Annotated in this window: 24 protein-coding genes and 1 pseudogene; 11 read left to right on the top strand and 14 right to left on the bottom strand. The window is 73.0% G+C overall.

Features of this window, described 5'->3' with window-relative positions:
• Positions 1 to 145: 145 nt before the first annotated feature.
• From ABEA93_RS05375 to ABEA93_RS05355, 5 genes are read right to left on the bottom strand one after another with little or no spacing between them, the layout of a single operon-like run.
• Positions 146 to 1,237, bottom strand: coding sequence for a Zn-dependent alcohol dehydrogenase (locus tag ABEA93_RS05375; RefSeq protein WP_345674108.1), 1,092 nt, complete (start codon positions 1,235 to 1,237; stop codon positions 146 to 148).
• Complete coding sequence (locus tag ABEA93_RS05370) at positions 1,237 to 1,875, bottom strand: TetR/AcrR family transcriptional regulator (protein WP_345674107.1); 639 nt, start codon at positions 1,873 to 1,875, stop codon at positions 1,237 to 1,239. The genes ABEA93_RS05375 and ABEA93_RS05370 overlap by 1 nt, the downstream gene beginning before the upstream one ends.
• Positions 1,872 to 3,191 (bottom strand): alpha-hydroxy acid oxidase, encoded by a 1,320-nt coding sequence (locus ABEA93_RS05365; protein WP_345674106.1) that lies wholly within the window; start codon positions 3,189 to 3,191, stop codon positions 1,872 to 1,874. Before ABEA93_RS05365 ends, ABEA93_RS05370 begins: the two co-directional genes overlap by 4 nt.
• On the bottom strand, positions 3,188 to 4,846 hold the full coding sequence (locus ABEA93_RS05360) for an alpha-keto acid decarboxylase family protein (RefSeq protein ID WP_345674105.1): 1,659 nt from the start codon (positions 4,844 to 4,846) through the stop codon (positions 3,188 to 3,190). Before ABEA93_RS05360 ends, ABEA93_RS05365 begins: the two co-directional genes overlap by 4 nt.
• Positions 4,843 to 6,048 carry an amidohydrolase family protein gene (locus ABEA93_RS05355; RefSeq protein WP_345674104.1) on the bottom strand — a complete coding sequence of 402 codons (1,206 nt, stop codon included), beginning with the start codon at positions 6,046 to 6,048 and terminating at the stop codon, positions 4,843 to 4,845. The genes ABEA93_RS05360 and ABEA93_RS05355 overlap by 4 nt, the downstream gene beginning before the upstream one ends.
• A gap of 187 nt (positions 6,049 to 6,235) precedes the next feature.
• Here ABEA93_RS05355 and ABEA93_RS05350 point away from each other — a divergent pair, with 187 nt between their 5' ends.
• Complete coding sequence (locus tag ABEA93_RS05350; protein ID WP_345674103.1) at positions 6,236 to 7,942, top strand: N-acyl-D-amino-acid deacylase family protein; 1,707 nt, start codon at positions 6,236 to 6,238, stop codon at positions 7,940 to 7,942.
• A 66-nt stretch (positions 7,943 to 8,008) separates the two neighbouring features.
• On the opposite strand, the gene ABEA93_RS05345 is transcribed toward ABEA93_RS05350, so the two are convergent.
• A complete protein-coding gene (locus ABEA93_RS05345; protein ID WP_345674102.1) occupies positions 8,009 to 8,512 on the bottom strand; it encodes a GtrA family protein in 504 nt (167 codons plus the stop codon).
• Between the two features lie 145 nt (positions 8,513 to 8,657).
• Positions 8,658 to 9,134: a hypothetical protein gene (locus tag ABEA93_RS05340; RefSeq protein WP_345674101.1), complete on the bottom strand. Its 477-nt coding sequence runs from the start codon at positions 9,132 to 9,134 to the stop codon at positions 8,658 to 8,660.
• A gap of 198 nt (positions 9,135 to 9,332) precedes the next feature.
• On the opposite strand from ABEA93_RS05340, the pseudogene ABEA93_RS05335 reads away from it, so the two are divergent.
• Positions 9,333 to 9,683 (top strand): annotated as a pseudogene (locus ABEA93_RS05335) (ADP-ribosylation/crystallin J1); the annotation flags it as partial.
• A gap of 100 nt (positions 9,684 to 9,783) precedes the next feature.
• Positions 9,784 to 10,236 carry a GNAT family N-acetyltransferase gene (locus ABEA93_RS05330; protein ID WP_345674100.1) on the top strand — a complete coding sequence of 151 codons (453 nt, stop codon included), beginning with the start codon at positions 9,784 to 9,786 and terminating at the stop codon, positions 10,234 to 10,236.
• Positions 10,237 to 10,263: 27 nt separating this feature from the next.
• On the opposite strand, the gene ABEA93_RS05325 is transcribed toward ABEA93_RS05330, so the two are convergent.
• The 5 genes from ABEA93_RS05325 to ABEA93_RS05305 all read right to left on the bottom strand — a co-directional run bounded on the left by ABEA93_RS05325 (position 10,264) and on the right by ABEA93_RS05305 (position 14,298).
• On the bottom strand, positions 10,264 to 10,527 hold the full coding sequence (locus ABEA93_RS05325; protein WP_345674099.1) for a hypothetical protein: 264 nt from the start codon (positions 10,525 to 10,527) through the stop codon (positions 10,264 to 10,266).
• A gap of 93 nt (positions 10,528 to 10,620) precedes the next feature.
• Positions 10,621 to 11,040, bottom strand: coding sequence for a hypothetical protein (locus tag ABEA93_RS05320; RefSeq protein WP_345674098.1), 420 nt, complete (start codon positions 11,038 to 11,040; stop codon positions 10,621 to 10,623).
• Positions 11,041 to 11,297: 257 nt separating this feature from the next.
• The gene (locus tag ABEA93_RS05315; RefSeq protein ID WP_345674097.1) at positions 11,298 to 11,573 is read right to left on the bottom strand and encodes a hypothetical protein; all 276 of its coding nucleotides are present in this window, start codon (positions 11,571 to 11,573) and stop codon (positions 11,298 to 11,300) included.
• A 266-nt stretch (positions 11,574 to 11,839) separates the two neighbouring features.
• Positions 11,840 to 12,796, bottom strand: a complete 957-nt coding sequence (locus tag ABEA93_RS05310; protein WP_345674096.1) for a pirin family protein — start codon at positions 12,794 to 12,796, stop codon at positions 11,840 to 11,842.
• 284 nt (positions 12,797 to 13,080) lie between these two features.
• A complete protein-coding gene (locus ABEA93_RS05305; RefSeq protein ID WP_345674095.1) occupies positions 13,081 to 14,298 on the bottom strand; it encodes an ROK family transcriptional regulator in 1,218 nt (405 codons plus the stop codon).
• Between the two features lie 175 nt (positions 14,299 to 14,473).
• Between ABEA93_RS05305 and edd the strand changes: the two genes are divergently transcribed.
• From edd to eda, 3 genes are read left to right on the top strand one after another with little or no spacing between them, the layout of a single operon-like run.
• A complete protein-coding gene (edd, locus tag ABEA93_RS05300; protein WP_345674094.1) occupies positions 14,474 to 16,378 on the top strand; it encodes a phosphogluconate dehydratase in 1,905 nt (634 codons plus the stop codon).
• Positions 16,375 to 17,400 (top strand): glucokinase, encoded by a 1,026-nt coding sequence (gene glk, locus ABEA93_RS05295; protein WP_345674093.1) that lies wholly within the window; start codon positions 16,375 to 16,377, stop codon positions 17,398 to 17,400. Before edd ends, glk begins: the two co-directional genes overlap by 4 nt.
• Positions 17,397 to 18,056, top strand: coding sequence for a bifunctional 4-hydroxy-2-oxoglutarate aldolase/2-dehydro-3-deoxy-phosphogluconate aldolase (gene eda / locus ABEA93_RS05290; protein ID WP_345674092.1), 660 nt, complete (start codon positions 17,397 to 17,399; stop codon positions 18,054 to 18,056). The genes glk and eda overlap by 4 nt, the downstream gene beginning before the upstream one ends.
• Positions 18,057 to 18,263: 207 nt before the next feature.
• Here eda and ABEA93_RS05285 read toward each other — a convergent pair whose 3' ends face one another.
• Positions 18,264 to 18,893: a TetR family transcriptional regulator gene (locus ABEA93_RS05285; protein ID WP_345674091.1), complete on the bottom strand. Its 630-nt coding sequence runs from the start codon at positions 18,891 to 18,893 to the stop codon at positions 18,264 to 18,266.
• A 108-nt stretch (positions 18,894 to 19,001) separates the two neighbouring features.
• On the opposite strand from ABEA93_RS05285, the gene ABEA93_RS05280 reads away from it, so the two are divergent.
• The 5 genes from ABEA93_RS05280 (at position 19,002) to ABEA93_RS42080 (ending at position 23,352) form a co-directional block, all read left to right on the top strand.
• Positions 19,002 to 20,723, top strand: coding sequence for an N-acyl-D-amino-acid deacylase family protein (locus ABEA93_RS05280; protein WP_345674090.1), 1,722 nt, complete (start codon positions 19,002 to 19,004; stop codon positions 20,721 to 20,723).
• A gap of 211 nt (positions 20,724 to 20,934) precedes the next feature.
• Entirely contained in the window at positions 20,935 to 21,744 is an 810-nt protein-coding gene (locus ABEA93_RS05275; protein WP_345674089.1) for an alpha/beta fold hydrolase, read from the top strand.
• Complete coding sequence (locus ABEA93_RS05270; protein ID WP_345674088.1) at positions 21,744 to 22,316, top strand: TetR/AcrR family transcriptional regulator; 573 nt, start codon at positions 21,744 to 21,746, stop codon at positions 22,314 to 22,316. The genes ABEA93_RS05275 and ABEA93_RS05270 overlap by 1 nt, the downstream gene beginning before the upstream one ends.
• Before the next feature lie 181 nt (positions 22,317 to 22,497).
• Entirely contained in the window at positions 22,498 to 23,202 is a 705-nt protein-coding gene (locus tag ABEA93_RS05265) for a DedA family protein (protein ID WP_345674087.1), read from the top strand.
• Between the two features lie 78 nt (positions 23,203 to 23,280).
• Positions 23,281 to 23,352 carry a 50S ribosomal protein bL37 gene (locus ABEA93_RS42080; RefSeq protein ID WP_372498534.1) on the top strand — a complete coding sequence of 24 codons (72 nt, stop codon included), beginning with the start codon at positions 23,281 to 23,283 and terminating at the stop codon, positions 23,350 to 23,352.
• A gap of 129 nt (positions 23,353 to 23,481) precedes the next feature.
• Here the strand turns inward: ABEA93_RS42080 and ABEA93_RS05260 are convergent, their stop codons facing one another.
• Positions 23,482 to 23,898, bottom strand: a complete 417-nt coding sequence (locus ABEA93_RS05260) for a hypothetical protein (protein WP_345674086.1) — start codon at positions 23,896 to 23,898, stop codon at positions 23,482 to 23,484.
• Between the last annotated feature and the right edge of the window lie 80 nt (positions 23,899 to 23,978).

Here is a 23,978-nt window from a genome sequence, read left to right as displayed (position 1 = left end):
GGGGGCTCCGGAACGTTGCGGTGGGCGGGGCGCCAGCCCGAATGACCGCATCCCGGGGCCGCCAAACCTGGCGGCCGTGCCCGTCCGCACGACGCGCGGCGGAGCGGGGCCGGTCGAGCCCCCGCCCCGCCCCGCAGCCCCGTCCTCAGCTCTGCGGGAACACCACGATCGACCGGGCCACGTCGCCGCGGCGCAGGGCGTCGTAGCCGTCGTTGACCTCGTCGAGGGTGATGCGGCGGGAGATCAGCTCGTCGAGGTGCAGGCGGCCCTGCAGGTACAGCTCGACGTAGCGCGGCATGTCGACGGTGAAGTTGTTCGAGCCCATGTGCACGCCGCGCACCGACTTGCCCTGCCCCCAGAGCGCGTAGCCGGGCACGGACACGCTGGAGGCCATGCCGCCGATGCCGACGACGTACATCGAGCCGCCGGGCCGGGTCATGGCCAGCGCCTGCGCGTTGGTGGCCGCGATGCCGACCGCGTCGAACACGTGGTCGGCGCCGAGGCCGCCGGTCAGCGCCGCGACCGTCTCCGCCGGGTCGCCGTCGGCGGCGTCGGTCGCGCCCACGGAGAGGGCGAGTTCGCGCTTGGCGGGCAGCAGGTCGACCGCGACGATGCGGCCCGCGCCGCGCAGCCGGGCGCCCTGCACGATGTTGAGGCCGATGCCGCCGCAGCCGATGACCGCGACGGTCTCGCCCGCGCGGATGTCGGCGGTGTTGAGGGCCGCCCCCACGCCGGTGGTGACCGCGCAGCCGATGATGGCGGCGACGTCCAGCGGCATGTCCTTGCGGATGGTGACGACGGCGTTCTGGTGCAGCAGCATGCGCTCGGCGAGGCCGCCGATGCCCGCGTTGGTGGCGACGGCGCTGCCGTCCGGCCGGGACAGCCGCGGCGGCTCGCCCGCGGCGCGCTGCACGGCCTGCTTGTTCTGGCACAGCCACGTCTCGCCGCGCAGGCACAGCGCGCAGGTGCCGCAGAACACCGACAGGCACGCCACGACGTGGTCGCCGGGCGCGACGCGGGTGACGCCGGGGCCGACGGCGGCGACGATGCCCGAGGCCTCGTGGCCGACGACCGACGGCGTGGCGACCGGGATCGCCCCGTCGAGGAGATGGATGTCCGAGTGGCAGAGTCCGGCCGCGACGGTGTCGACCAGCACCTCGCCGGGTCCCGGCTCGGCGGCGGCTATTTCGCCGACGACCAGGCGGCCGTTGGCCTCTTCGAGCATGGCAGCGCGCATCAATCCTCCTGCTGTGGTGGTTCCTGGCCCGGGGCGGTCGCCGCGATCGTGCGGTGCAGCAGGGCGAGGACTTCGGAGCGGATGTCGTCGAGGTCGCGGTCCTGCAGGCCGGCGGCGGGCAGCAGGTAGGGCGCGAACAGGCTCCAGCCGAGCACGGTCATGACCGAGGTGGCGGCGACCACGCGCGGGTCGAAGCCGCCGGGCGGGGCCTCCCCGGGCGGGATCGGGTCGGGGCCCGCGGCCGGACCGGGCGACGCGGCCCATTCCGCCGCGATCAGCTCCCCGATCCGGTGCATCGCGGGCGACTCCTCGGCGAACACCTTCGAAGTGTCGCTGTCCAGCACCGCCCAGGCCAGCATGCGGGCGAACGCGCGCGGATCGCGGGCGAGCCGGGCGAGCGCGGCGTCGGTGTCCGGGGCGTCGGCGAGCAGGCGGCCGCCCTGCTGCGCCGACGTGCGGAAGACCGCGGCCAGCACCGACTCCTTGGTCCCGTAGTAGTGGTGGATCAGCCCGTAGTTGACGCCCGCCCGCCGCGCGATCTCGCGCAGCGACACCGCGGCCGGGCTGCGTTCGTGGAACAGCTCGGTCGCCGCCGCGAGGATCTGCGCGGGCGCCGGGGACTGCGGGTCGTTTGTCATGGCGCCAGTGTGCTGGACGCGGGCTCCGGGTCCGCCGCGGCCACCCCGGCCGGGCGGGCCGCCCACGCCGCGGGCACGTTCACGCTGTGCGGGCCGAGTTCGTCCAGGGTGCGGATGCCCATGAGCGCCATGTCGCGTTCCAGTTCGGTGTGCAGGATCCGCAGCACGGTGTCGACGCCCGGCCGTCCGGCGGCCGCAAGGCCCCACACCCAGGGGCGGCCGATCATGACGGCCCGCGCGCCGAGGGCCAGCGCCTTGAGGATGTCGGTGCCGCGCCGGATCCCGCCGTCGAGCAGGATCTCCACGCCGGTGCCGTGCAGGGCGGCCGCGACCTCGGGGAGGGCGCGCAGCGCGGCGGGCAGGCCGTCGAGCTGGCGTCCGCCGTGGTTCGACACGATGACGCCGTCGACGCCCGCCGCGTGGGCGGTGCGGGCCTGCTCGCCGGTGGTGATGCCCTTGACGAGCAGCGGGCCGGTCCACAGGCCGCGGACGAGGGCGAGTTCGGCGGCCGAGAAGCCGGGCACGAACTTGGACTCGAACTTGGTCGCCTGGTGCACCGCGTTCATGCCGCCGGTCGCGCCGGTCTCGGCGATGTTGCCCATGCGGATGCCGGGGCCGCTCGCCAGGGTCTTCATCCAGCGGCCGAACCGCACGGGGTGCCGCAGGACTTCGCCGGCGTTCGCGCGGGTGATGCGGGGCGGCATGGTGAAGCCGGTGCGGACGTCCGCCTCGCGGTTGCCGCCGACGGGGGTGTCGAGGGTGACGACGAGTGCTTCGCAGCCGGCGCGCCGGGCGAGTTCGACGTAGGGCGTGAAGTCGTCCGGGTTGCCCCACGGGTAGAGCTGGAACCACAGCGGCCCCGGGCAGCGCGCGGCGATCTCGGTGACCGAATGGCTGGAGGCCATGCTGACCGTGAACACCGTGCCCGCGGCGTGGGCCGCGCCCGCGCCCGCGAATTCGGCGTCCGGGTGCTGGATGCCGGGCATGCCGGTCGGCGACAGCAGCACCGGCGAGTCGAGCGTGCGGCCGAACAACCTGATGCCGCGGTCGCGTTCGCGCACGTCGGTGAGCAGGTTCGGGCGCAGCGTGACCTCGTCGAAGGCCCGCAGGTTGGCGCGGTGGGTGGTGGAGTCCTCGGCGGCGCTGTCGACGTAGCTGAACGGCAGCGCGCACGAGCGTTTCCGGGCCAGGGCCCGCACGTCCTCGATGCTCAGCGGCCCGGTGCCGGGTCCGCCGCGGCCGGTGGCCAGGCGCAGCAGGTCGCCGGCCAGCGGGCGGGCCAGGTCGGCGAGGCCGCCGAAGCGGGGGCCGGTCATGCGGCACCGCCGGTGGCGGCAGGGGTGCGGTACTTGGCGGCGATGGCGGCGAGCCGGCCGGGGTAGTCCTCGGGGTCGACGACGGCTTCGATGAGCACCAGGCGGCCGTCGGCGCGTTCGGCTTCGGCGAGGGCGGCGGCGAGTTCGGCGGGGGTGGCGGCGCGGAAGGACACCGCGCGGTCGCCCGCGCCGAACGCGGCCGGGAGGTCGGTGTACCGCCAGGGAGCGATGTCGTTGTACGGCGCGTCCGTCGGGTGGATGGCGCGTTCGATCGTGTAGCCGCCGTTGTTCACCACGACGATCACGGGAGCGGCTCCGGCACGCGCGAACGTGCCGATCTCCTGCGCCGTGAGCTGCAGCGATCCGTCGCCGATGACGAGCAGCGTGCGCCGGTCGGGCGCGGCCAGGCAGGTGCCGAGCGCGGCGGGCAGGGTGTAGCCGATCGACGACCACAGGACCTGGCTCACCACGCTGACCCCGGCGGGCATGCGCATGTCGGCGATGCCGAAGAAGGCAGTGCCTTGTTCGGCCACGACCACGTCCCCGGCACGCACGAACGCGGCGACGCGGTCCCACAGCACCGCCTGGGTGAGTTCCGCGGCCTCGGCGGCCGGAACGCGCGGGGCCGGCTGCGGGAGTTCCGCGGCGGCGCGGCCCTTGACCAGGTCGGTGAGCACCGCGAGCGCGTCGGCCATGGGGAGACCGCCGAATTCGGCTCGGCCGATCCTGGTGCGGTACGGCTGCACCTCGATCGTGCGTCCTTCCGGGAAAGCGTGGGTGAAGCCGCCGGTGTTGGCGTCGGTGACGAGCACGCCGACCGCGACGAGGCAGTCCGCCTCCTCGACCGTGCGGCGGGTGACAGGCGCGGAGGCCGCGCCGATGTACATGCCCGCGAAGGTCGCGGCGCTCTCGTCGAGCACGCCCTTGCCCATGTTCATCGCCGCCGCGGGCAGCGGCCCGGCGGCGACCAGGTCGGCGAGCGCCTCGTGTGCGCCGTGGCGTTCCACCAAGTGGTCGGCGACGACCGCGACCCGGGCGGCGTCCGCGAGCAGCACGGACGCCGCCGCGCGGAACGCCTCCAGCACCGGCGCGTCCGGGGACTGCGCCTCGGGCAGCAGCGGCTCGTCGGGGTCCGGCGCGGGAGCGTCGACCAGGTCGGTCGGCAGCGCGATGCGCACCGGGCGCTTGTGCTCCCAGCAGGCGCGCAGCACCCGGTCCATTTCCTCGGCGGCGTTCTCGGCGGTCAGCGTGACGCGGTCGCAGGTGACTTCTTGGTGCAGGCGTTCGAAGCGGCCGAAGTCGCCGTCGGCCATGGTGTGGTGCATCGGCAGGCCCGCGGCAGTGACACGTGTCGAGGGCGCGCCGACGATTTCCACGACCGGGACGGACTCGGCGTAGGAGCCGCCGATGCCGTTGACGGCGCTGAGTTCGCCGACGCCGAAGGTGGTCAGCAGCGCGCCCGCGCCGCGGAGCCGTGCGTAGCCGTCCGCGGCGTAGGCGGCGCCGAGTTCGTTGCAGTTGCCGACGAACGCGAGTTCGGACGCGTACACCCGGTCGAGGAAGTCCAGGTTGTAGTCGGCCGGCACCCCGAAGAGGTGCTCGATGCCGATCTCCCGCAGCCGGGCGATCAGGCGGGTGGCGACGGTGGTGCTCATCGTGCGGGGTCCTCCATGCCGAGCATGGCCAGCGCGTTGCCGCGGGCGATCCCGTACAGCTCGTCCGGCCCGACCTCGGCGGCGATGCGTTCGAGGATCTCGCGGGTCCGCGGCCAGGTGCTGTCCTGGTGCGGGTAGTCGGTTTCGAAAGTGATGCGGTCGAGGCCGACGGCGGCGCGCGAGGCGATGCCGAAGTCGTCCTCGAAGAAGCAGCCGAACACCCGTCCGGCCGCGTACGTGCTGGGGAGTTCGGTGATGGACGGGTCGAGCCCGGCCCACGCGCGGCTGTGCCGGAAGATGTTGTCGACGCGCTCCAGGACGAACGGCATCCAGCCGATCTGCCCTTCCGAGTACGCGATCTTCAGTTTCGGGAAGCGCGCGAGCGCACCCGACATCAGCCAGTCCACGAACGAGTACTGCGCGTTGGCGAACGTCAGTGCCATGCGCACGCCTTCCGGCGCGTCGGGCGAGGTCACCGGCATGCGGGAGCTGGACCCGATGTGCATGCACACGACCGTCCCGGTCTCGTCGCATGCGGCGAAGAACGGGTCCCAGTACCGCGCCGGGTCGTGGATCGACGGCAGTCCGAGGTTGGCGGGCAGCTCGGTGAAAGCCACGGCACGGCAGCCGCGCGCCGCGTTGCGCCGTACCTCGTCGGCGGCCAGCTGCGGGTCCCACAGCGGGATGAGGCACAGCGGCAGCAGCCGCCCGCCGGACCCGCCGCACCACTCCTCGACCATCCAGTCGTTGTAGGCGCGCACGCAGGCCAGGGCCAGGTCGCGGTCCTGGGCTTCCAGGAACGTCTGACCGCAGAAGCGCGGGAACGTCGGGAAGCACAGCGACATCTCGGTGTGGTTGAGGTCCATGTCGGCGAGCCGCGCGGCCGGGTCGTAGCACCCCGGGCGCATGTCGGCGTACGAGATGGGCTCCATGGTCAGGCTCTCGCGCGGGAAGCCGACGCACGCCACGACCTGCGGGACGGGCTTGCGCAGGTCCTCATAGACCCACCAGTCGGTCTCCGGGCCGTCGCCGCCGAAGTGGTACTTCACGGTGTTGGCGGTGACGTACTCCGTGCGGCAGGTGGCCCGCACGACGCGGGGCCCGCGCTCGCGGTCCTTCGCGGGCAGGCGGCTCGTCCACACGTCCGGCGGTTCCACCACATGGTCGTCGACCGAGACGACCCACGGGAGTTCACGGCTCACGGCGGCCTCCAAACGGCATTGCGGGCGGCACGGACCGACCGGCCGCCGCGGCCTTAGCCAATGGCTAAGGGGTCGAGAAGTCAAGAGCCGCGGACCCCCTGTCCGGAAAGCCGCGAACCGCTCTTGACTTCGTCGGCCGCCCGGGCGACAGTGCGCATTAGCCATTGGCTAACGAAGGGTGGAGCGCATGTACGACCTCGTCATCCGCGGCGGCACCGTCGTCGACGGCTCGGGCCTGCCCGGCTACCGCGCCGACGTCGGCATCACCGGCGGCCGGATCACCCGCATCGGCCGCATCCCCCGGGAAGCGTCGCAGCGGGGCACCGACGAGATCGACGCCGCCGGGCACCTGGTCACCCCCGGCTTCATCGACGGCCACACACACATGGACGCCCAGGTCTTCTGGGACGAGCAGGGCAGCTGCTCCGCCTGGCACGGCGTCACCACCGTCGTCATGGGCAACTGCGGCTTCACCCTCGCCCCGGCCCGCGCCGACGCCCGCCACCTGGTCACCCGCAACCTGGAACGCGCCGAGGAGATCTCCGCGGCCGCCATGGAGCAGGGCATCGCGTGGACCTGGGAGACCTTCCCCGAGTACCTCGACGCCGTCGACGCCCTTCCCAAGGCGGTCAACTACGCCGCGCAGGTCGGACACTCGGCGCTGCGCACCTGGGCGATGGGCGAACGCGCCTTCGACGGCCCGGCCACCGACGCCGAACTCGCCGAGATGGAAGCCGTCCTGCGGGAGGGCCTGCGGGCGGGCGCGGTCGGCTTCACCACGACCCGCAACGACAACCACGAGACCGCGGACGGCCGCCCCGTCGCCTCCCGCCTCGCGTCCTGGGACGAAGTCCGCCGCCTGGTCGGCGTGCTCGCCGAGGAAGGCGCCGGTGTCTTCGAGATCACCCACGAGCCGGGTGCGGGCGGCCCGGACGAGGTCCGCGAGGAGTACTTCGCCCGCCTCCGCACGCTCGCCGCCGAGACCGGCGTCCCGTTCAACTTCGGTGTCTCCGGCCGCAACGGCGTCTTCCACGGCCTGCGCCTGCTCGACTCGATCGCCGACGCCGGCGGTGTCGCCTACGGGCTCAGCCACAGCCGCGGCATCAACACCGTCACGTCGTTCCGCACCAAAACGGCATTCGACAAGCTGCCGCTGTGGAGCGACATCCGCGCCCTCCCCCTCGACGAGCAGCGCAAGGCGTACAGCGACCCGGAAACCCGCGCCCGGCTCGTCGAAATCGCCCTGAACGGCCCCTACGGGCGCGCCATCGGCGCCGAAGCCCGCAAACCGGACTTCGACCGCATGCGCGTATACGACCGGCCGATGCCGCCGCTGCGCACCGTCAACGAGGTCGCCGCCGAGCGCGGCGTCGGCCCGGTCGACCTGATCCTCGACCTCGCGCTGGAGACCGACTTCCACCAGCTGTTCATCCAGGCGGTGGTGAGCGACGACCCCGCCGACCTGCTGCCGGTCATGCGGCACCCGCGCGCGGTCATGACCTTCACCGACAACGGCGCGCACGTCGGCTCGATGGCCGACGCGTCGCTGCACACGCTGCTGCTCGGGCACTGGGTGCGCGGGGAAGGCGCGTTCGGGTGGGAGGAGGCGATCCGGATGATCACCTACGCGCCCGCTCTCGCGTGGGGCTTCCACGACCGGGGCCTGCTCCGCGAAGGCATGGCCGCGGATGTGAACGTGATCGACCCGGAGACGGTGGCGCCGCTGATGCCGGTGGTCGCCTACGACATCCCCGGCGGCGCTTACCGGCTCCGGCAGCGCGCTCGCGGCATCCCCGCGACGGTGGTCGGCGGCCAGGTCGCCTTCCGTGACGGCGAGCACACCGGCGCCCTCCCCGGACGCCTGCTGCGCGGGCCGCTGGCCAGCCGGGACTAGGCCTTCCCCGGCGCACTCGGCCCAGGCCGCCATCGTGCCGCGACCGGGCCTTTCCCGGCACGCGGCTCAGGCCGCCATCGCGACGCCGCCGCGGCCGAGTTCCGGCTGCGCGGCGGGTCGCGGGGCCTTCGCGGCCTGCGGCCGCGCGAAGACCAGCAGCCGCAGCACCGCGAACCGGCCGATGCCGGCCAACCCGCACGCGCCCAGGTAGGTCGCCTGTTCGGCGAGCACCCCCGGGTGCGCGGCCCACGCGTGCAGGCCGAGCATCGCCGCGGTGGTCACCAGGAAACTCGCCAGCACGGTCAGCGCCGACTTGAGGTGCGGCCGCCAGCCGCGCTCCGCGCTGCGGAACGACACCCGCGCGTGCAGCTCGGTGGTGACGACCGTGGACACCACGGTCACCAGCGCGTTGGCGACGGCGAACGGCATGGCCGCCGAGGCGGGCACCAGCACCGCGCTCGCCGCCAGCGTCACCCCGCCGCCGCACACGACGAAGCGGGCGAACGCGGCGGCGGACCCGGTCCCGGTGGCGGCTTCGGCGGCCTTGGCGGTGAGCGATGCGGTCTTCATGCGACGAGCGTCGCCCGACCTGCTGACAGGGCACGTACGGGACGCTGACAGGGGGCTGTCAGCGGTGTCACCGGGCTGACGCGGGGAGCGCCGCGCACGGGAGGGGCTTTGCGGGACCGGGCTCAAGGCCCGGTGCCGGCCGTCCTCACACCCGCGCGGCTGCCGGTGCCGAAGGCCCGTCCGTCGGTCGGCCGTGGCCGTCGGCCTTGCCCGGGTCGGTGTTCGCCCCGCCGGACTTTCCACCCGGCTTGCCGCTCGTCTTGCCGTTCGACTTGCCGCCCTTGCCCGGCGCCTTGGGCTTCCCCGGAGTGCCCGGGTGGCGCGGCGTGTGCGGCTGCTGCCGGCCGTCCCGGACGAAGTGCACGATGCGGTCCATGCCGCGGAAGTGACCGGTCACCTGGTCGAGCCCCGGGTTCACCGCGACCGCGTTGTCCGCCAACCCGACCGCGACCAGAGACATCAGCACCGCCGCACCCGTGCCGCGCGCGATACGCCGCAGCCACCGACGGGCCACAGGCCGCTTCCGCACGGTGCCGTCCTCGTCCGCGGTGACGCCGTCGGCCTCGCCGACCTCGGCCGCACTGCCCGGAGACGCGTCCGCCTTGGTCCGACGGGTTGCCACAACCCACCTCCGTGTCGTCTGCCCCCGGGCCCGACTGCACACCGGACCACGGTCACTATGGCCGAAGCGTCCTGCGCGCACGGGCACTTCGGCGTCAAGCGCGATTAAACATCTGGCCACGGCAAACCCTCATGCGGCAAAATCCCCGCTCCCACCGCCGTTCCGGCGCCCGCTCCGGGCCCGGCAAGGAGCACGGCCATGCCCTCCCCCACGCCCCCGACGACCACCCTGTGGCGCCCGACCGGCCCCGAGGAACTCGCCCTGGTCGCCGCATCCGGTTGGCGTGCCTGGCCGCCGAGGCTCCCCGAGCAGCCGATCTTCTACCCGGTGCTCAACGAGGACTACGCCGTCCGCATCGCCCGCGACTGGAACGTCCCGGCGAGCGGCGCCGGCTACGTCACCCGGTTCGCCGTCGACAGCGCCTTCCTGGCCCGCTACCCGGTCCGCCGGGCGGGTGGCGAAACGATCCTGGAGCTGTGGGTGCCCGCCGCGGAACTCGACGCGTTCAACATGCACATCGCCGGCACCATCGAGGTGGTCCGGGCCTTCGGACCGGACGGCGAAGCCGACCCCCGCACCCTCCCCGGCGCCGGCGCCACGCCGGAAATACCCGGGCCACCGGCCCCGCAAGCGCCGTAGGGTCGGGGGCATGCGGATCACCGTGGGCAAGGACGGCGCGTTCGAGGTCGACGACGACCCGGCGCGCATCGACCGGGACGCGGTCTGGGCGTTCCTCTCCACCGACGCCTACTGGGGCACCTGGCGGGAACGCGCGCATCTGGAACGCCAACTGAACGCCTCATGGCGCGTCGTCGGCGCCTACCGCACCAGCGACGGCGCGCTGGTCGGCTTTGCCCGCGCGGTGTCCGACGGCGTCTCGTTCGCCTACCTCGCCGACGTGTTCGTGCTGCCGGAAACACGCGGCCACGGCCTCGGCCAAGCGCTCGTCCAGGCCATGGTCGAGGACGGCGAAGGCCGGGCCTTCCGCTGGATGCTGCACACCGCGGACGCGCACGGCCTGTACGCGAAGTACGGGTTCGCCGCGCCCGATCCGATGTACATGGAACGCCCCGGGCACACCCCGCGTCCGGCCGGCGGCTGACCGCCGCACGGCCTGCGCGGCGGGCGGCTACTTGAACACGTCGGTGACGCCGTTGACCCCCGCGTTGACGACGTTCTCCACGAGCTGCGACAGCGACCCGGCGGCCGCGGTGCCGGACAGCATCACGCCGGCCACGAAGGCAAGGATCAGACCGGCCATTTTGTACCCTTTGTGGGTGACCAGGTAGAAGAGGATGAAAATGATGATGATCGGAACGCCGATCGTCACCCCTTGACCGACCGACGTGGTGTCCTCGGGTGCGGCGACGACAACAGCGGCGAGCGTGTTCATGGTTCCCCTCCGGTCCAGCGCTGTGGATCCCTGTGTGCGGTGACCTACCCCGGCGTTCGGGGCGGTGAGCCTGCTACGGCGGTGAATTACCCGTCATCGTCCGGGAGTCCAGACCGCGCCGAGGACACCGGCGAGCACCCACGCCCAGCGCAGCATGCGGAACGCAGGCCAGCGGGCGGTGGCGACGGTGACCCAGAACGCGATCATGAGCCACAGGAAGAACGCGGTCCTACCGCTCGCTTCCGCAGCGCATTGCTCGACCAACCGGCCGCCGTACCAGGCGACGGCCGCCCCCGGGATCAACATGAAGTAGTCCACCGCGGTGTACCCGCCCCCGGACCACTGCCACCCGCCGCCCGAACCGGGTGGCTCGGGACGGGCGTTGCGGTCGGGTGCCGGGCCGCCCGGCTCGTCGGCGCCGGGCGCGGCGTCGTCGCGGGCGGCGCCGCCGGGCAGGAACTGCCGCGGTATGCGTCGGCGTTCCTTGGGCTTCGCGGTCGTGCTGCCGGGCACCGGGCCGCCCGCGGGGTCGGGTCGGCCGGTGCGGGGTCCGTTCGTACGCGACGGCGGGGTGCGCCGGACCGGCGCTCCCGGGGTCGCGCGGCCGCCGCCGGAAACGGGGGATTGCGGCGAGCCTTTGGGTTTCCATCCCGCGCGGCGTGGCGCGGGCGAAGGCGTGGGCAGAGCGGGTTTGGCCGGCCGGCCGCGGCCGAGCCGTCCGGCCATGCCGCTGCGACGCGGCTTGCCGGTACCGCCGTTGCCGGTGCTCATCACCCGCCGCCCTTCTGGCGCGGGCACGGGTTGCAAATCTTGCGGTGCCGGAACGCGGCGAGGACCCAGGGCAACGCGATGGCGATACCGAGCCATTCGGCCCGGGAGTCGCGGCCCCTTAAGTGCAGGACGACCGCCGTCACGGCGGCCGCGCCCAGGATGAGCGCGGTGAGCAGGTCGGAATGGACGACTTGCTTGGCCGCCCAGTTGACCGTCGACACACGGTTCTTGACGGTGCTTTCGCGGACGCTCTTCCGCCACGGCGAATCGGCCATCAGCCACCGCCGCCTCTCACCGTTTGCCGCCTACAAACCGGTACGTTCCAATTGACCTTGCTCAGTGTGACCAGACCGCAAGGCAGCGTCAAGAGGCGCGCACACCGGTGCATTTCATGCCCTGCCGCCCGCGTCGTGGTCACCACGCGGACAGCCTAGGGCAACGAACGAAGCGCCAAATCCACAAATACGAAAGCCGCAGGCGGCAGCCTGCGGCTTTCGTCTGCCGGCGGCGGAACGCGGTGTGTCCGCGGCGCCGCCGGGGGTCAGATCCGGTCGGCGGGCACCGTGCCCATCCGGCCCGACCGGAAATCGTCGAACGCCTGGGCGAGTTCCGCATGGGTGTTCATGACGAACGGCCCGTACCAGGCCACTTCCTCGCCGATCGGCAGGCCGCCGAGGATGATCACGTCCAGGTTCGGCGACCGGCCCTCCTGCTTGTCGTCGGCGCGCAGCTCGATGCTGTCGCCGTCGCCGAAGACCGCGGTCTGGCCCATACGCACAGGTCGGCCCTCGGTGCCGACGGTGCCCGCGCCGTTGAGCACGTACACCAGGGCGTTGTAGTCCGGCTGCCACGGGAGTTCCAGGCGCGCGCCGGGGCTCACCGTGGCGTGGATCAGGGTGATCGGGGTGTGCGTGATGCCCGGACCGTCATATCCGGCCACCGATCCGGCGATCACCCGGACCAGCGACCCGCCGTCCTCGGTGGTCAGCAGCTTCACGTTCCCGGCCCGGATGTCCTGGTAGCGGGGGTCGGACATCTTCTGCACGGACGGCAGGTTCACCCACAGCTGAATGCCGTGGAAGAGGCCGCCGCTGCGCACGAGTTCCTCCGGCGGCGCCTCGATGTGCAGCAGGCCGGAGCCCGCGGTCATCCACTGGGTGTCCCCGTCGGTGATCAGACCGCCGCCGCCCGCCGAGTCCTGGTGCCGGAAAGTGCCGTCGATCAGGTAGGTCACGGTTTCGAAGCCGCGGTGCGGGTGCCACGGGGTGCCCTTGGCCTCCCCGGCGGCGTACTCCACCTCGCCCATCTGGTCCATCATGACGAACGGGTCGAGGCGCGCCTGGTCGACGCCCGCGAACGCGCGGCGGACCGGGAAGCCCTCCCCTTCCAGACCGCTGGGCGCGGTCGCCACCTGGACCACCTTGCGCGGGCGGCTCCCCACCGCCGGCTTGTGCAGCTGCGGCAGGTTGAGCGGGTTCTCGACGGTCACGGCGGGCATGGCGGACCTCCTGGGCGTCGAATCGTCCGTCGATTCGAGTATCGACCCGGTCTCTCCGGGTTCGACAGGTCAAACAATAGTTGAGCGATAAACATTCCGCTAGTTGAAGGGTCAACTTTCTTCAGGGCGAGCCCTGCCGCACGGCCTTGGCGGACGGAAGCCGCCGACAGCCGGGAGCACGGAAAGCAGAAGGGCCCCGCCGGTCGGCGGAGCCCCTTCTTCCCTACGTATATATGCGCGCTTCTATGCGCGCGGCTTGCGTGCGGTCGGCCCGACCGGGCCGGTCAGACCGCCACGGCGTCGTCCACCGCACGCTGCGCGGCGTACCGGGCCAGCGTCGCGTCCACCGATTCCGGCGACAGGATGCGGTCGAGCGCCATCGTCGCGCAGCCGTGCAGACCGGCCTGCTCGCCGAGCGAGCTGGCGACGATCTTGAGTTCCCGGGTCGCCACCGCGGTCGACCGGCGGTAGACCACCTCGCGCACCCCGGCGAGCAGCGGATCACCGGCGTCGGCCAGGTCGCCGCCGAGCACCACGACGGCCGGGTTCAGCACGTTCACCACGCTGGCCAGCACCTCGCCGAGCAGCCGGCCGGACTCCCGCACCAAGCTGACCGCCTCGGGGTGCCCGGCCGCGGCCAGCGCCACGACGTCGCGGACCCCGGCCACCGCCGCGCCGTGCGCGGCCAGCGTCTCCACCAGGTGCCGGCCGCTCGCCAGCACTTCGAGGCAGTCGACGTTGCCGCACCAGCAGCGCAGCCCGCGGCCGCCCGCGACGGGGATGTGGCCGATCTCACCGGCCGCGCCGAGGGCGCCGCGGTAGACCCGGCCCTCGGACACTATTCCGGCGCCGATGCCGGTGGAGACCTTCACGAAGACCAGGTCGCCGGCGTCGCCGCGGGTGCGGAACTCGCCGAGCGCCATGACGTTCACGTCGTTGTCCACGTACACCGGGACCGGCCAGCGCCGCTGCAGTGCGGGGGCGATCGCCACGCCGTCCCAGCCGGGCAGCGTCGGGGGGCCGACCGCACGCCCGGTGGCCAGTTCGACGGTGCCGGGGACCGCGACGCCGATGCCGCGCACGTCGTCCGGGGCGTAGCCCTCTTCGGCGAGCAGGGCGTCGAACCAGTCGGGCAGCCGGGACAGGACCGCGTCCGGGCCGCTGCCCGCGGCCATCGCGGTTTCGCGGGTCGCCAAGACCGTGCCGTGCAGGTCGCAGACCGCGAGCTGGCCGCGGCTGCTGCCGAGCGAGGCGGCGAGCACCAGGCCGCCCGCGGCGTTGAGTTCGAGGCGCATCGGCGGGCGTCCGCCGGTCGACGCGCGGTCCGCGCGCTCGGCCAGGAGACCCGCGGCGACGAGGTCGTCGACGCGCGCGGCAACGGCGGAACGGGACAGACCGGTCAGCCGGGCCACATCGGCCCGCGTCTCGGCCTCCCCGTCCCGCACGAGCTGCAGGACATCCCCCGCACTGCTGTGCGGCAGGGGGTTCGCGCGTCGGGCCATACCCCCAGTGAACCAGGACCCTTTTACCCCGGTCAAAGACCGAAGTTCATCTCTTCTACGCCCGAGCGTCATTCTTTTGCTTGCCAAGAAGCAAAAGTACCCCTAGTTTGATCCTCGAAAGTTCCCCATCAGGCCCCCTCCCGGGACCTGGCACGAGGCAACGCGAGGCAGCACGGTGAACGAGCAGACGACCCACCCGACGGTGGCCGCGGTGACGGAGCGCATAGCCCGCCGCAGCGCCGCCGCGCGGTCGGCGTACCTGGATCGGGTCCGTGCCGCCGCGTCCGAGCGCCCGGTGCGCACCCAGCTCGGCTGCGCCAACTTCGCGCACGGCTTCGCGGCCTGCGGCGTCGAAGACAAGCTGGCGCTGCGCGGCACCGGTCCGCAGGGCCCCGTCAAGCCGAACATCGCGATCGTCTCCGCGTACAACGACATGCTTTCCGCGCACCAGCCGCTGCGGGACTACCCCGAGCAGCTCAAGACCGCGGTCGCCGCGGCCGGCGGTGTCGCGCAGTTCGCGGGCGGCGTGCCCGCGATGTGCGACGGCATCACGCAGGGGCGCGCGGGCATGGAGCTTTCCCTCTTCTCCCGCGACGTGGTCGCCATGGCGGCGGCCGTCGCCCTCGCGCACGACATGTTCGACGGCGCGCTGATGCTCGGCGTGTGCGACAAGATCGTGCCCGGCCTGGTGATCGGCGCCCTGTCCTTCGGCCACCTGCCGACGGTGTTCGTGCCCGCCGGACCGATGTCCTCCGGCCTCCCCAACAAGGAGAAGGCCCGGGTCCGCCAGCGCTTCGCCGAGGGCAAGGCCACCCGCGAGGAACTCCTGGACGCGGAAGCCAAGGCGTACCACGGCATCGGCACGTGCACCTTCTACGGCACCGCCAACACCAACCAACTCCTCATGGAGGTCCTCGGCCTCCACCTGCCGGGCGCCAGCTTCGTGCACCCGGACCAGCCGCTGCGCGCCGCGCTGACCGACGCCGCGGGTGCGCGCGTCGCCGCGACGACCGCGCTCGGCGACCCGGACACGCTGGTCCGCGCGTACACGCCGATCGCCGAAATCGTCGACGAGAAGGCGATCGTCAACGCCGTCGTCGCGCTGCTCGCCACCGGCGGGTCGACCAACCTGACGCTCCACCTGGTCGCCATCGCGGCCGCCGCGGGCATCACGCTGACCTGGGACGACTTCGCCGAGCTGTCCACCGTCGTGCCGCTGCTGGCGCGCATGTACCCGAACGGGCCGGCGGACATCAACCACTTCCACGCCGCGGGCGGCACCGCGTTCCTGGTCGGGACGCTGCTCGACGGCGGGCTGCTGCACCCCGACGTGCAGACGGTCGCCGGTCCGGGCCTCGACCGGTACCGGCAGGAGCCGTACCTCGACGAGGGCCGGCTGGCCTGGCGCGAGGGCCCGGCGAAGAGCCTGGACACCGAGGTGCTGCGGCCGCACGACGACCCGTTCGCGCCCGACGGCGGCCTGCGGATGCTGCACGGCAACCTCGGCCGTGCGGTGCTCAAGGTCTCCGCGGTCTCCCCCGACCACCACACCGTCACCGCGCCCGCCCGGGTGTTCGACGGCCAGGCCGAGTTCACCGCCGCGTTCGAAGCCGGCGAACTCGACCACGATGTGGTCGCGGTGCTCCGCTACCAGGGTCCGCGGGCCAACGGGATGCCGGAACTCCACAAGCTGATCCCGGCGCTCGGCGTCCTGCAGGACCGCGGGCACGCGGTCGCGCTGGTCACCGACGGACGCCTGTCCGGCGCGTCCGGCAAGATCCCGGCCGCGATCCACTGCACCCCCGAAGCAGCCGTCGGCGGACCGCTCGCCAAGGTGCGCGACGGCGACGTCGTCACCGTCGACGCGGTCACCGGCACCCTCGTGATCGCCGTCGACGACGCCGAGTTCGCGGCCCGCCCGGCCACCGGCGCGGCCCCGACCGACGCCCAGTGGGTCGGCACCGGCCGCGAACTGTTCGCCGCGCTCCGCGGCAGCGTCGGCCCGGCCGACCTGGGCGCGGCCACCGTCGGCACCCCCCTCGACCACGTTCGCGACGAGGCTGCGGAGGTGGCGCTGTGACGTACGAAGTCCCGCTGCCCACCGAGTCCCGCCCCTGGCTGGTCGCCGACATCGGCGGCACCAATGCCCGCTTCGGCCTGGTCACCGCCCCCGGCGCGGCCGCCGAGCGCGTGCTCGTGCTGCGCGCCGCCGAACACCCCGACCTCGAAGCCGCCGTCGAGCAGTACCTCGCCGCCGTCGGCGCGGGCCGCCCCGGCGCCGTGTGCGCGGCCGTCGCGGGCCCGGTGACCGGCGACCGCTTCCGCTTCACCAACGGCACGTGGGCACTGTCGATCTCGGACACCCGCCGCCGCCTCGACGTCGACGCACTGCACCTGATCAACGACTTCGAAGCACTCGCGCTGTCGCTGCCGCACCTCGGCGACGACGACCTCGTGGTGATCGGCGACCGCCGCCCCGACACGTCCCTGCCGATGGCCGTCCTCGGCCCCGGCACCGGCCTCGGCGTCGCGGGCCTGGTCCCGGTCCCCGGCGGCGGCTACGTGCCGCTGCCCGGCGAAGGCGGCCACATGCTGCTGCGCCCGGGCCACGGGGTCGACGCGGAAGCGATCGAGGTCCTGCTCGGCGAGCGCGGCGGCTTCGGCATGGTGACCGCGGAGCACGTGCTGTCCGGCCCGGGGCTGACCCGGTTGTACCGCCACGTCGCAAAGTCGCACGACGCCACCCCCGAAGCGCTGTCCCCCGCGGACATCTCCGGGCGCGCGCTGGCGGGCAGCGACCCGCTGTGCACCGAGACCATCGAACTGTTCTGCCGGCTGCTCGGCACCTTCGCGGGCAGCGTCGCGCTCACGCTCGGCGCCCGCGGCGGGGTGTTCCTGGCCGGCGGCGTCCTGCCGCGCATCGCGGAACTGCTGCTGGACAGCGAGTTCCGGGCGGGATTCGAGACCAACCCGACCATGGCCGCGTACCTGCACCGCATTTCCACGGTGCTGGTGACCGCGCCGTACCCCGCCCTGGTGGGCGCGGCGGCGTGGCTCGAGACGCACAGCGGCGCGCAGGCACGAGAGGCGGTCGGCGTATGAGCTCGCCCCTGACCCCCCGGTCCCCCTTGGACCTGGCACCCGTGGTGCCGGTCGTGATCGTCGACGACGTGGAAGCCGCGGTGCCCCTGGCCCGCGCCCTCGTCGCGGGCGGCCTCCCGGCCGTCGAGGTGACCCTGCGCACCGAGGCCGCGCTGGGCGCGATCGAGCGGATCGCGGCCGAGGTGGAAGGCGCCTACGTCGGCGCCGGCACCGTGCTGAGCCCGGACCAGGCGAAGGCCGCCGCGGACGCCGGCGCGAATTTCCTGGTGACCCCCGGCTGCACCGACGCGTTGTACAGCGCGCTGGCGGACACCGGGCTGCCGTTCCTGCCCGGCACCTCAACGGTGTCGGAGGTGCTGCGGCTGCGCGAACACGGCGTCCGCGAGATGAAGTTCTTCCCGGCGGAGGCCTCGGGCGGGGCCCCGTACCTGAAGGCCCTGGCGTCGCCGGTGCCCGACGTGCGGTTCTGCCCGACCGGCGGGATCACCCCGGACAGCGCCCCGGCCTACCTCGCCCTGCCGAACGTGGCATGCGTGGGCGGCTCGTGGATGCTCCCGGCATCCGCAGTCGCAGCCGGCGACTGGGCCCGGATCGAAGCGCTCGCCCGGACCGCGTCCCGGCTGCGCGACAAGACGGCGGGAGGAATTCCCGCCTGACACAAACGTCCCCTGGCGCGCTCTGCCCTGAGGTGCGCCAGGGGTACGGACCGCGGAACGAGTCGTATGAGGGTTCGACTCCCCTTGGTAGGCCGTATGAGGGTTCGGCCTACCTGACACCGCGATCGGCCCGCTCTTCGGCGAGGAGAGCGGGCCTCTCCGTTTTTCCCGCTGTTCCTCCGACCGCCCTCCACCCCGCCGCCCCCCCTACCCCGGCGGCCGTACCGCCCCCGCACAAATGGCCGTCACGTGGGCTTCGAACTCCGTGCGGGTCAGTTCTCCGGTGCGGACGATCGCGTCCGGGCGGGGTTTGGTGTCGCCGCGGGCGGCTCGGTGGGCGCAGAGGAGGCCGGTCATCTGGACGGCGAGGAAGGCGCGCTCCTGCAGGGCGGCCGGGTCGGCCGGGGTGAAGGCGCGGATGGCTGCGGCGACGACGTCCTGGACGTCGTCGCCGCCGAGTTCGCGGGCCACCGGGGAGGTGGGGTCGCCCATCAGGCGGACGGAGATCTGCAGGTAGGCGCGGTCGGTCGGGGAGCCGTAGAGGAGTCCGGTGACCGGGAGGGCGAGCGCGCGGCCGAAGCCGGCGGGGTCGCCGGGGGTCTCGAGGGCTTCCGCGAGCAGTGCCCGGCGGCGGGTGGCGACGGCGGGGACGTGGCGGTCGAGGATCGCGCGCAGCAGGCCGTCGCGGCCGCCGAAGTGGTAGTGGACGGCGCCGGTATTGCGCTGGCCGGCGGCGCGGGTGATCTCGCCGAGGGGCACGTCGAGGCCCTGTTCGGCGAACAGCCGCTCGGCGGCGTCGACGAGCAACCGACGCGTCGGTCCGGAATCTCGCGGCATGTGCGGAGGATAGCGACCTTCGATCCCGTCATCTCCCGGTCTCCGGATCCTCTTGACCTCCGCGCCCCGCCGTATTAAAAACCTTCTTTAAAACAAGGGAGGTCCGGGATGGCCAGCAACGGCAACGCCACCGGCTACGACATCGTCATCACCAACGGGACCGTCGTCGACGGCTCCGGCAACCCGCGGATCCGCGCCGACATCGCGATCCGCGGCGACCGCATCGAGCGGATCGGGCGGCTGTCCGCGGCGGAGGTCGACGGCGCCGGGCGCGTCGTCGACGCGACCGGCCTCGTCGTCGCGCCCGGGTTCATCGACCTGCACACGCACTACGACGCCCAGGTCTTCTGGGACCCGTACGTCACCACCTCCGGCTGGCACGGCGTCACCTCCGTGGTCACCGGCAACTGCGGCTTCGGCTTCGCCCCGGTGCGCCCCGAGGAGCGCGAGCGCGCGATGCTGTCGATGACCGCCGTCGAGGACATCCCGACCGAGACGCTCCGCCAGGGCCTGCCCTGGGACTGGGTGTCGTTCCCCGAGTACCTCGACAGCCTTGAGCGCACCCCCAAGGCGGTCAACGTCCTCCCGTACGTGCCCGTCAACCCGCTCCTCGTCTGGGTCCTCGGCCTCGACCGCGCCAAGGCCGGCGACAAGCCGACCGCCGAAGAGAACGCCGAGATCGCGCGCATCCTCAGCGAGGCCCTCGAAGCCGGCGCCGGCGGCTGGTCCGCGCAGTGCCTCGGCCGTCCGGGCCACCCCGAAGACCGGCTCATGCAGGGCGACTTCGACGGCACTCCGATGCCGACCGACGTCATGTGGCCGGAAACCCGTTTGGCGCTCGCCGAGGCGCTGGCCGAACTCGGCCGCGGATTCATGCAGTTGTCGGGCACCTCGATCACCGAGGAGGAGTTCGAACACCTCGTCGAGATCAGCGGACGCCCGCTCATCTGGAACGCGGTCATCGCCAACACCCGTAGCGGCGGCCTCTACAAGCGCAAGATCGAGTGGCTCAAGCGCTGCCAGGAGAAGGGCCTGCCGATCTACGGCCAGGCCATGACCACCGACGTGCCCGTGCCGTTCAGCTGGCTGTACGGCGGGCTCAGCGTCCGCCCGCCGGTCGCGACCGTCTTCGAGGCGGAGACCGTCGAGGCGAAGATCGCGCTCCTCCAAGACCCGCAGATCCGCGCCGAACTGCGCGAGTTCGACCCGATGGTCTACCACGCGTACCCGGACATGAAGCTGCACAAGACCTTCACCGACGAGTACAAGCGCTTCGAAGGACGCAGCTTCCGCGAGATCGGCGAGGAACTCGGCCGCCACCCCGTCGACGTCCTGTGCGACGTCACGATCGCCGACGCCCTGCGCACCGAGGTGCACACCGGGCAGTTCAACGCCTCCCTCGAAGGCCTCAAGGAACTCGTCGACTACGAGTACCTCATCCCCGGCCTGTCCGACGGCGGCGCGCACCTCAAGACGCTGAGCGCCGGCATGTACGGCACCGAGTACATCGTCGAGTACGTCCGCAAGCACGCCTGGACGTCCCTCGAACGCGCCCACTGGCGCCTCTCCGCGCTCCCCGCGCACTGCGCCGGCTTCACCGACCGCGGCATCCTGCGCGAAGGCGCCGCCGCGGACATCATCGTGTACGACTACGACGCCCTCGCCTACGGCGACCCGCAGTTCGCCCACGACCTGCCCGCCGAGCAGCTGCGCACCGTCATCGGCGCGTCGGGCTACCGCTACATCCTGGTCAACGGCCAGGTGACGGTGGAGGACGACAAGGAGGTCGGCGCCCACTCGGGCCGCCTGCTGCGGCACGGGCGGGCGTAAGCGCAAACGGCGCGGCCATCGGGCCGCACGGCGACCGGGCCGGCACCGCACACGCGGTGCCGGCCCGACACGTTTTCCCGCACCCCCTCGCACTCCCACTCGAACTCCCCCTTGCACTCCAAAGCTAAGTGCATTAGCTTTATGGCTAACAGAGAGAGCCCGCCGGGCAGGACACCGACCCCGGACCGCAAGACCGAAGGAGCCGACCGCCATGACCGCCACCTCCGCCACCCGCCACCTCGACCTCCCCGGCGGCCGGATCGCGTACGACGACACCGAAGGCACCGGCCCCCTCGTCCTGTGCCTCCCCGGCCTCGGCGACACCCGCGGCGTCTTCCGGCACGCCGCCCCGCTGCTCGTCGCGGCCGGCTACCGCGTCGTCACCGCCGACCTGCGCGGCGCCGGCGAATCGTCCGCCGACTGGGCCTCCTACAACCCGGAGGACTCCGCCGAGGACACCATCGCCCTGCTCCGGCACCTCGGCGCCGGACCGGCGATCGTCGTCGGCACCTCCTTCACCGGCGCGAGCGTGCTGTGGATCGCCGCGGAGGCGCCGGAGCTCGTCGCGGGGATCGTGCTGTCCGGCCCGTTCATCCGGGACATCCCCAAGAACGCCGTGATCAAGGCCGCCGAATGGCTGGTCGGCCGCACGCCCGCACTGTGGCTCACGTACTGGAAGACCCTGTTCCCCACCCGCAAGCCCGCCGACCACGCCGCCTACGCCGCGCGCCTCAAGACCAGCCTCAAGCAGCCCGGCCACGTGGCCGCCCTGCGCGCGATGCTCGCGTCCTCCCGCGCCGCGTGCGAGAACCGCGCCGCCGAACTGACCCGGCCCGCGCTGGTCGTCATGGGCACCAAGGACTCCGACTTCAAGGACCCGGCCGCCGAGGCCCGCCTGGTCGCCGAGCGCACGCACGGCACCGTCGTGATGGTCGACGGCTCCGGCCACTACCCGCAGGCCGAGTTCCCCGACGCGTGGGTCGCCGCGGTCGCCGAGTTCGCCGCGAAGGCCGCCGCCTGATGGCCCGCGCCGGACTCACCCCGCAGGCCGTCGTCGACCTCGCCGTCGGGATCGTCGACGACGAAGGACCCGACGCGCTGACCCTCGCCAAGGTCGCCCAGCGCGCGGGTGTCGCCACCCCGTCCCTCTACAAGCACGTCGACGGACTCCCGGCACTGCGCCGCGCCGTCGAGACCCGCGCCACCGAAGACCTCGCCCGCGTACTGAACGCCGCCGCGCTCGGTGTCTCCGGCGACGCCGCGGTGCGGTCGCTGCTCACCGCGTACCGCGACCACGTCCGCACCCACCCGCACCGCGCCGCGATGCTCGCCGGCGCGCCGGCCCCGGATGATCCGGCCGCGCAGGCCGCCGCCGCGTCGTCGGTCGCGTCGCTGGACGCCGTGGTCCGCGAGTACGGCGCGTCCGCGGCCGACCGGATCCACCTCATCCGCACGCTGCGCGCGGCCGTGCACGGGTTCGCGGTCCTGGAGGCACAGGGCGGTTTCGGCCTCCCGCAGGACATCGACACGAGCTTCGCGACACTGCTCGACGTCCTCGTCGCGGGCCTGGCACCGCACCGCCGCACCGCGTAACCGCGCTTCGCGGCCGTCCCGCGGTCGTGCCAGGGGCCGATTTCGCGCCATCCAACCATGCATTTCGGCCGAACCCCGTGCGGCTTTCCCGCGACGGGGAACAGATCCGGGTCAGGTTGTGCTGAAGCGTCAAGGGAGTGAGTACGCCGCAGCTCGCGCGGTACGCCGATGGGAGGTCCCGGTGGTCCACGACATCATCGGCGCATTGCCCACACCCGTGATGCTGGTACTGGTGGGTCTGGCAGTGGTCACCGAGTCGGCACTGCTGATCGGTCTCGTGCTGCCGGGGTCGACGATGCTCTTGGCGCTGGGCCTGGCCACCCGCCTCGGCGACGTCCCGCTGTCCGCGGCGATTCCCGTCGCCGTGGCCGCCGCGATCACCGGCGGACAAATCGCCTACCTGCGCGGCCGCCGCCCCTCCGCGCGCCGCGTGGTGGCCGGAAAACGTGCCGGGCAGGGCGGCAAGCTGCGGAACACCATCGAACGCGCCGAGGACCTCGTGTTGCGGCACGGCGCCTTGGCTCTCGCCACCAGCCAATGGATTTCCGGACTGCGCACCTTCGCGCCCCGGCTCGCCGGGCGCGCCCGGGTGCCGTACCGGGTCTTCGGGGCGACCCAGATACCCATCGCGGCGGTCTGGGCCGCGGCGTTCGTCTCCCTCGGCCACTTCGCCGGACTCGCCGCGCAGCGGCAGGTCGGCACCGCGGCGACCGTCGCGGGCATCGTCCTGGTCGGCATCGCGCTCATCGTCTACGGGGTACGCCGCCACTCGACGGGCAAGTCGACCGGAGGGCGCGATCCCGCCCCCCAGGAGCCCGAATTGGCGCCGGTGGAGCCCGTCCCGGCCAACCCGACCGCGGCGCCGTGGATGTGCTTCCCCTGGTAACCCGTACGCGGGCGAACTACCTTACGGCGTAACGCCCATGGACGCGCCGCCCGGATGCGGCGCGCGGAGGGAGCCGCGGTGTCCAAGAAAACCCGCAAGCGCAAGACCCGCCGCAAGAACCGCGCCAACCACGGAAAACGCCCGGCCTGAGTCGTCGGCCGGCGGCACCACGCACGCCGCCCGCACCGCGTTGTCGCTGCGGTGCGGGCGGCGCGTGTGCGGACGGAGTGCTCCCCCGCGTACCGCAGGGCCGGTGCGCGGAAGCCGGACGGGCCGCGGTCAGCACCGGGGCGCGATCCGGGCCACCGTGACGTGCGTGTTGATGGCGACATCGGGCGCGTACCCGGTGGCGCCGTCGACGGTGATGCGGTCCCACACGTTGCTGGTGCCGCCCCAGCCGCCGGCGGCGGGTCCGTCGGTGTGGCAGACGATCGTGACCTGGCGGTTGTACGGCAGGTCGACGACCTTGGCCGCGTCCGACCGCGGTTCGGCACGCAGCGCGACGCCGACCGCTTCGGCGACGACGGCCTCGCGGTTCGGCGGTTCGGTGTGCGAGGACCCGCCGCCGCGCACGGCGCCGAGCAGGACGAGGACGGCGACGGCGCCGACCGCACCGGGGACCGTCCAGGTGTACCCGTTGCGGATGACGACGACATCGGAATCGGAAGGGACGCGGAGCGTCCGAGAACCCAGCATCGGAATGACTCCCAAGGGCCGAACGGCGCGCCGGAGCGCACCGGCGAGAAGACACGGCCCGCGGCGAACCGTCCCGCCCC

Origin of the sequence: Yinghuangia aomiensis, from assembly GCF_039542225.1 — a bacterium.
Classification (GTDB): domain Bacteria; phylum Actinomycetota; class Actinomycetes; order Streptomycetales; family Streptomycetaceae; genus Yinghuangia; species Yinghuangia aomiensis.
The sequence above is the reverse complement of the archived record's forward strand: the minus strand, read 5'-3'. Positions and strand labels throughout refer to the sequence as shown.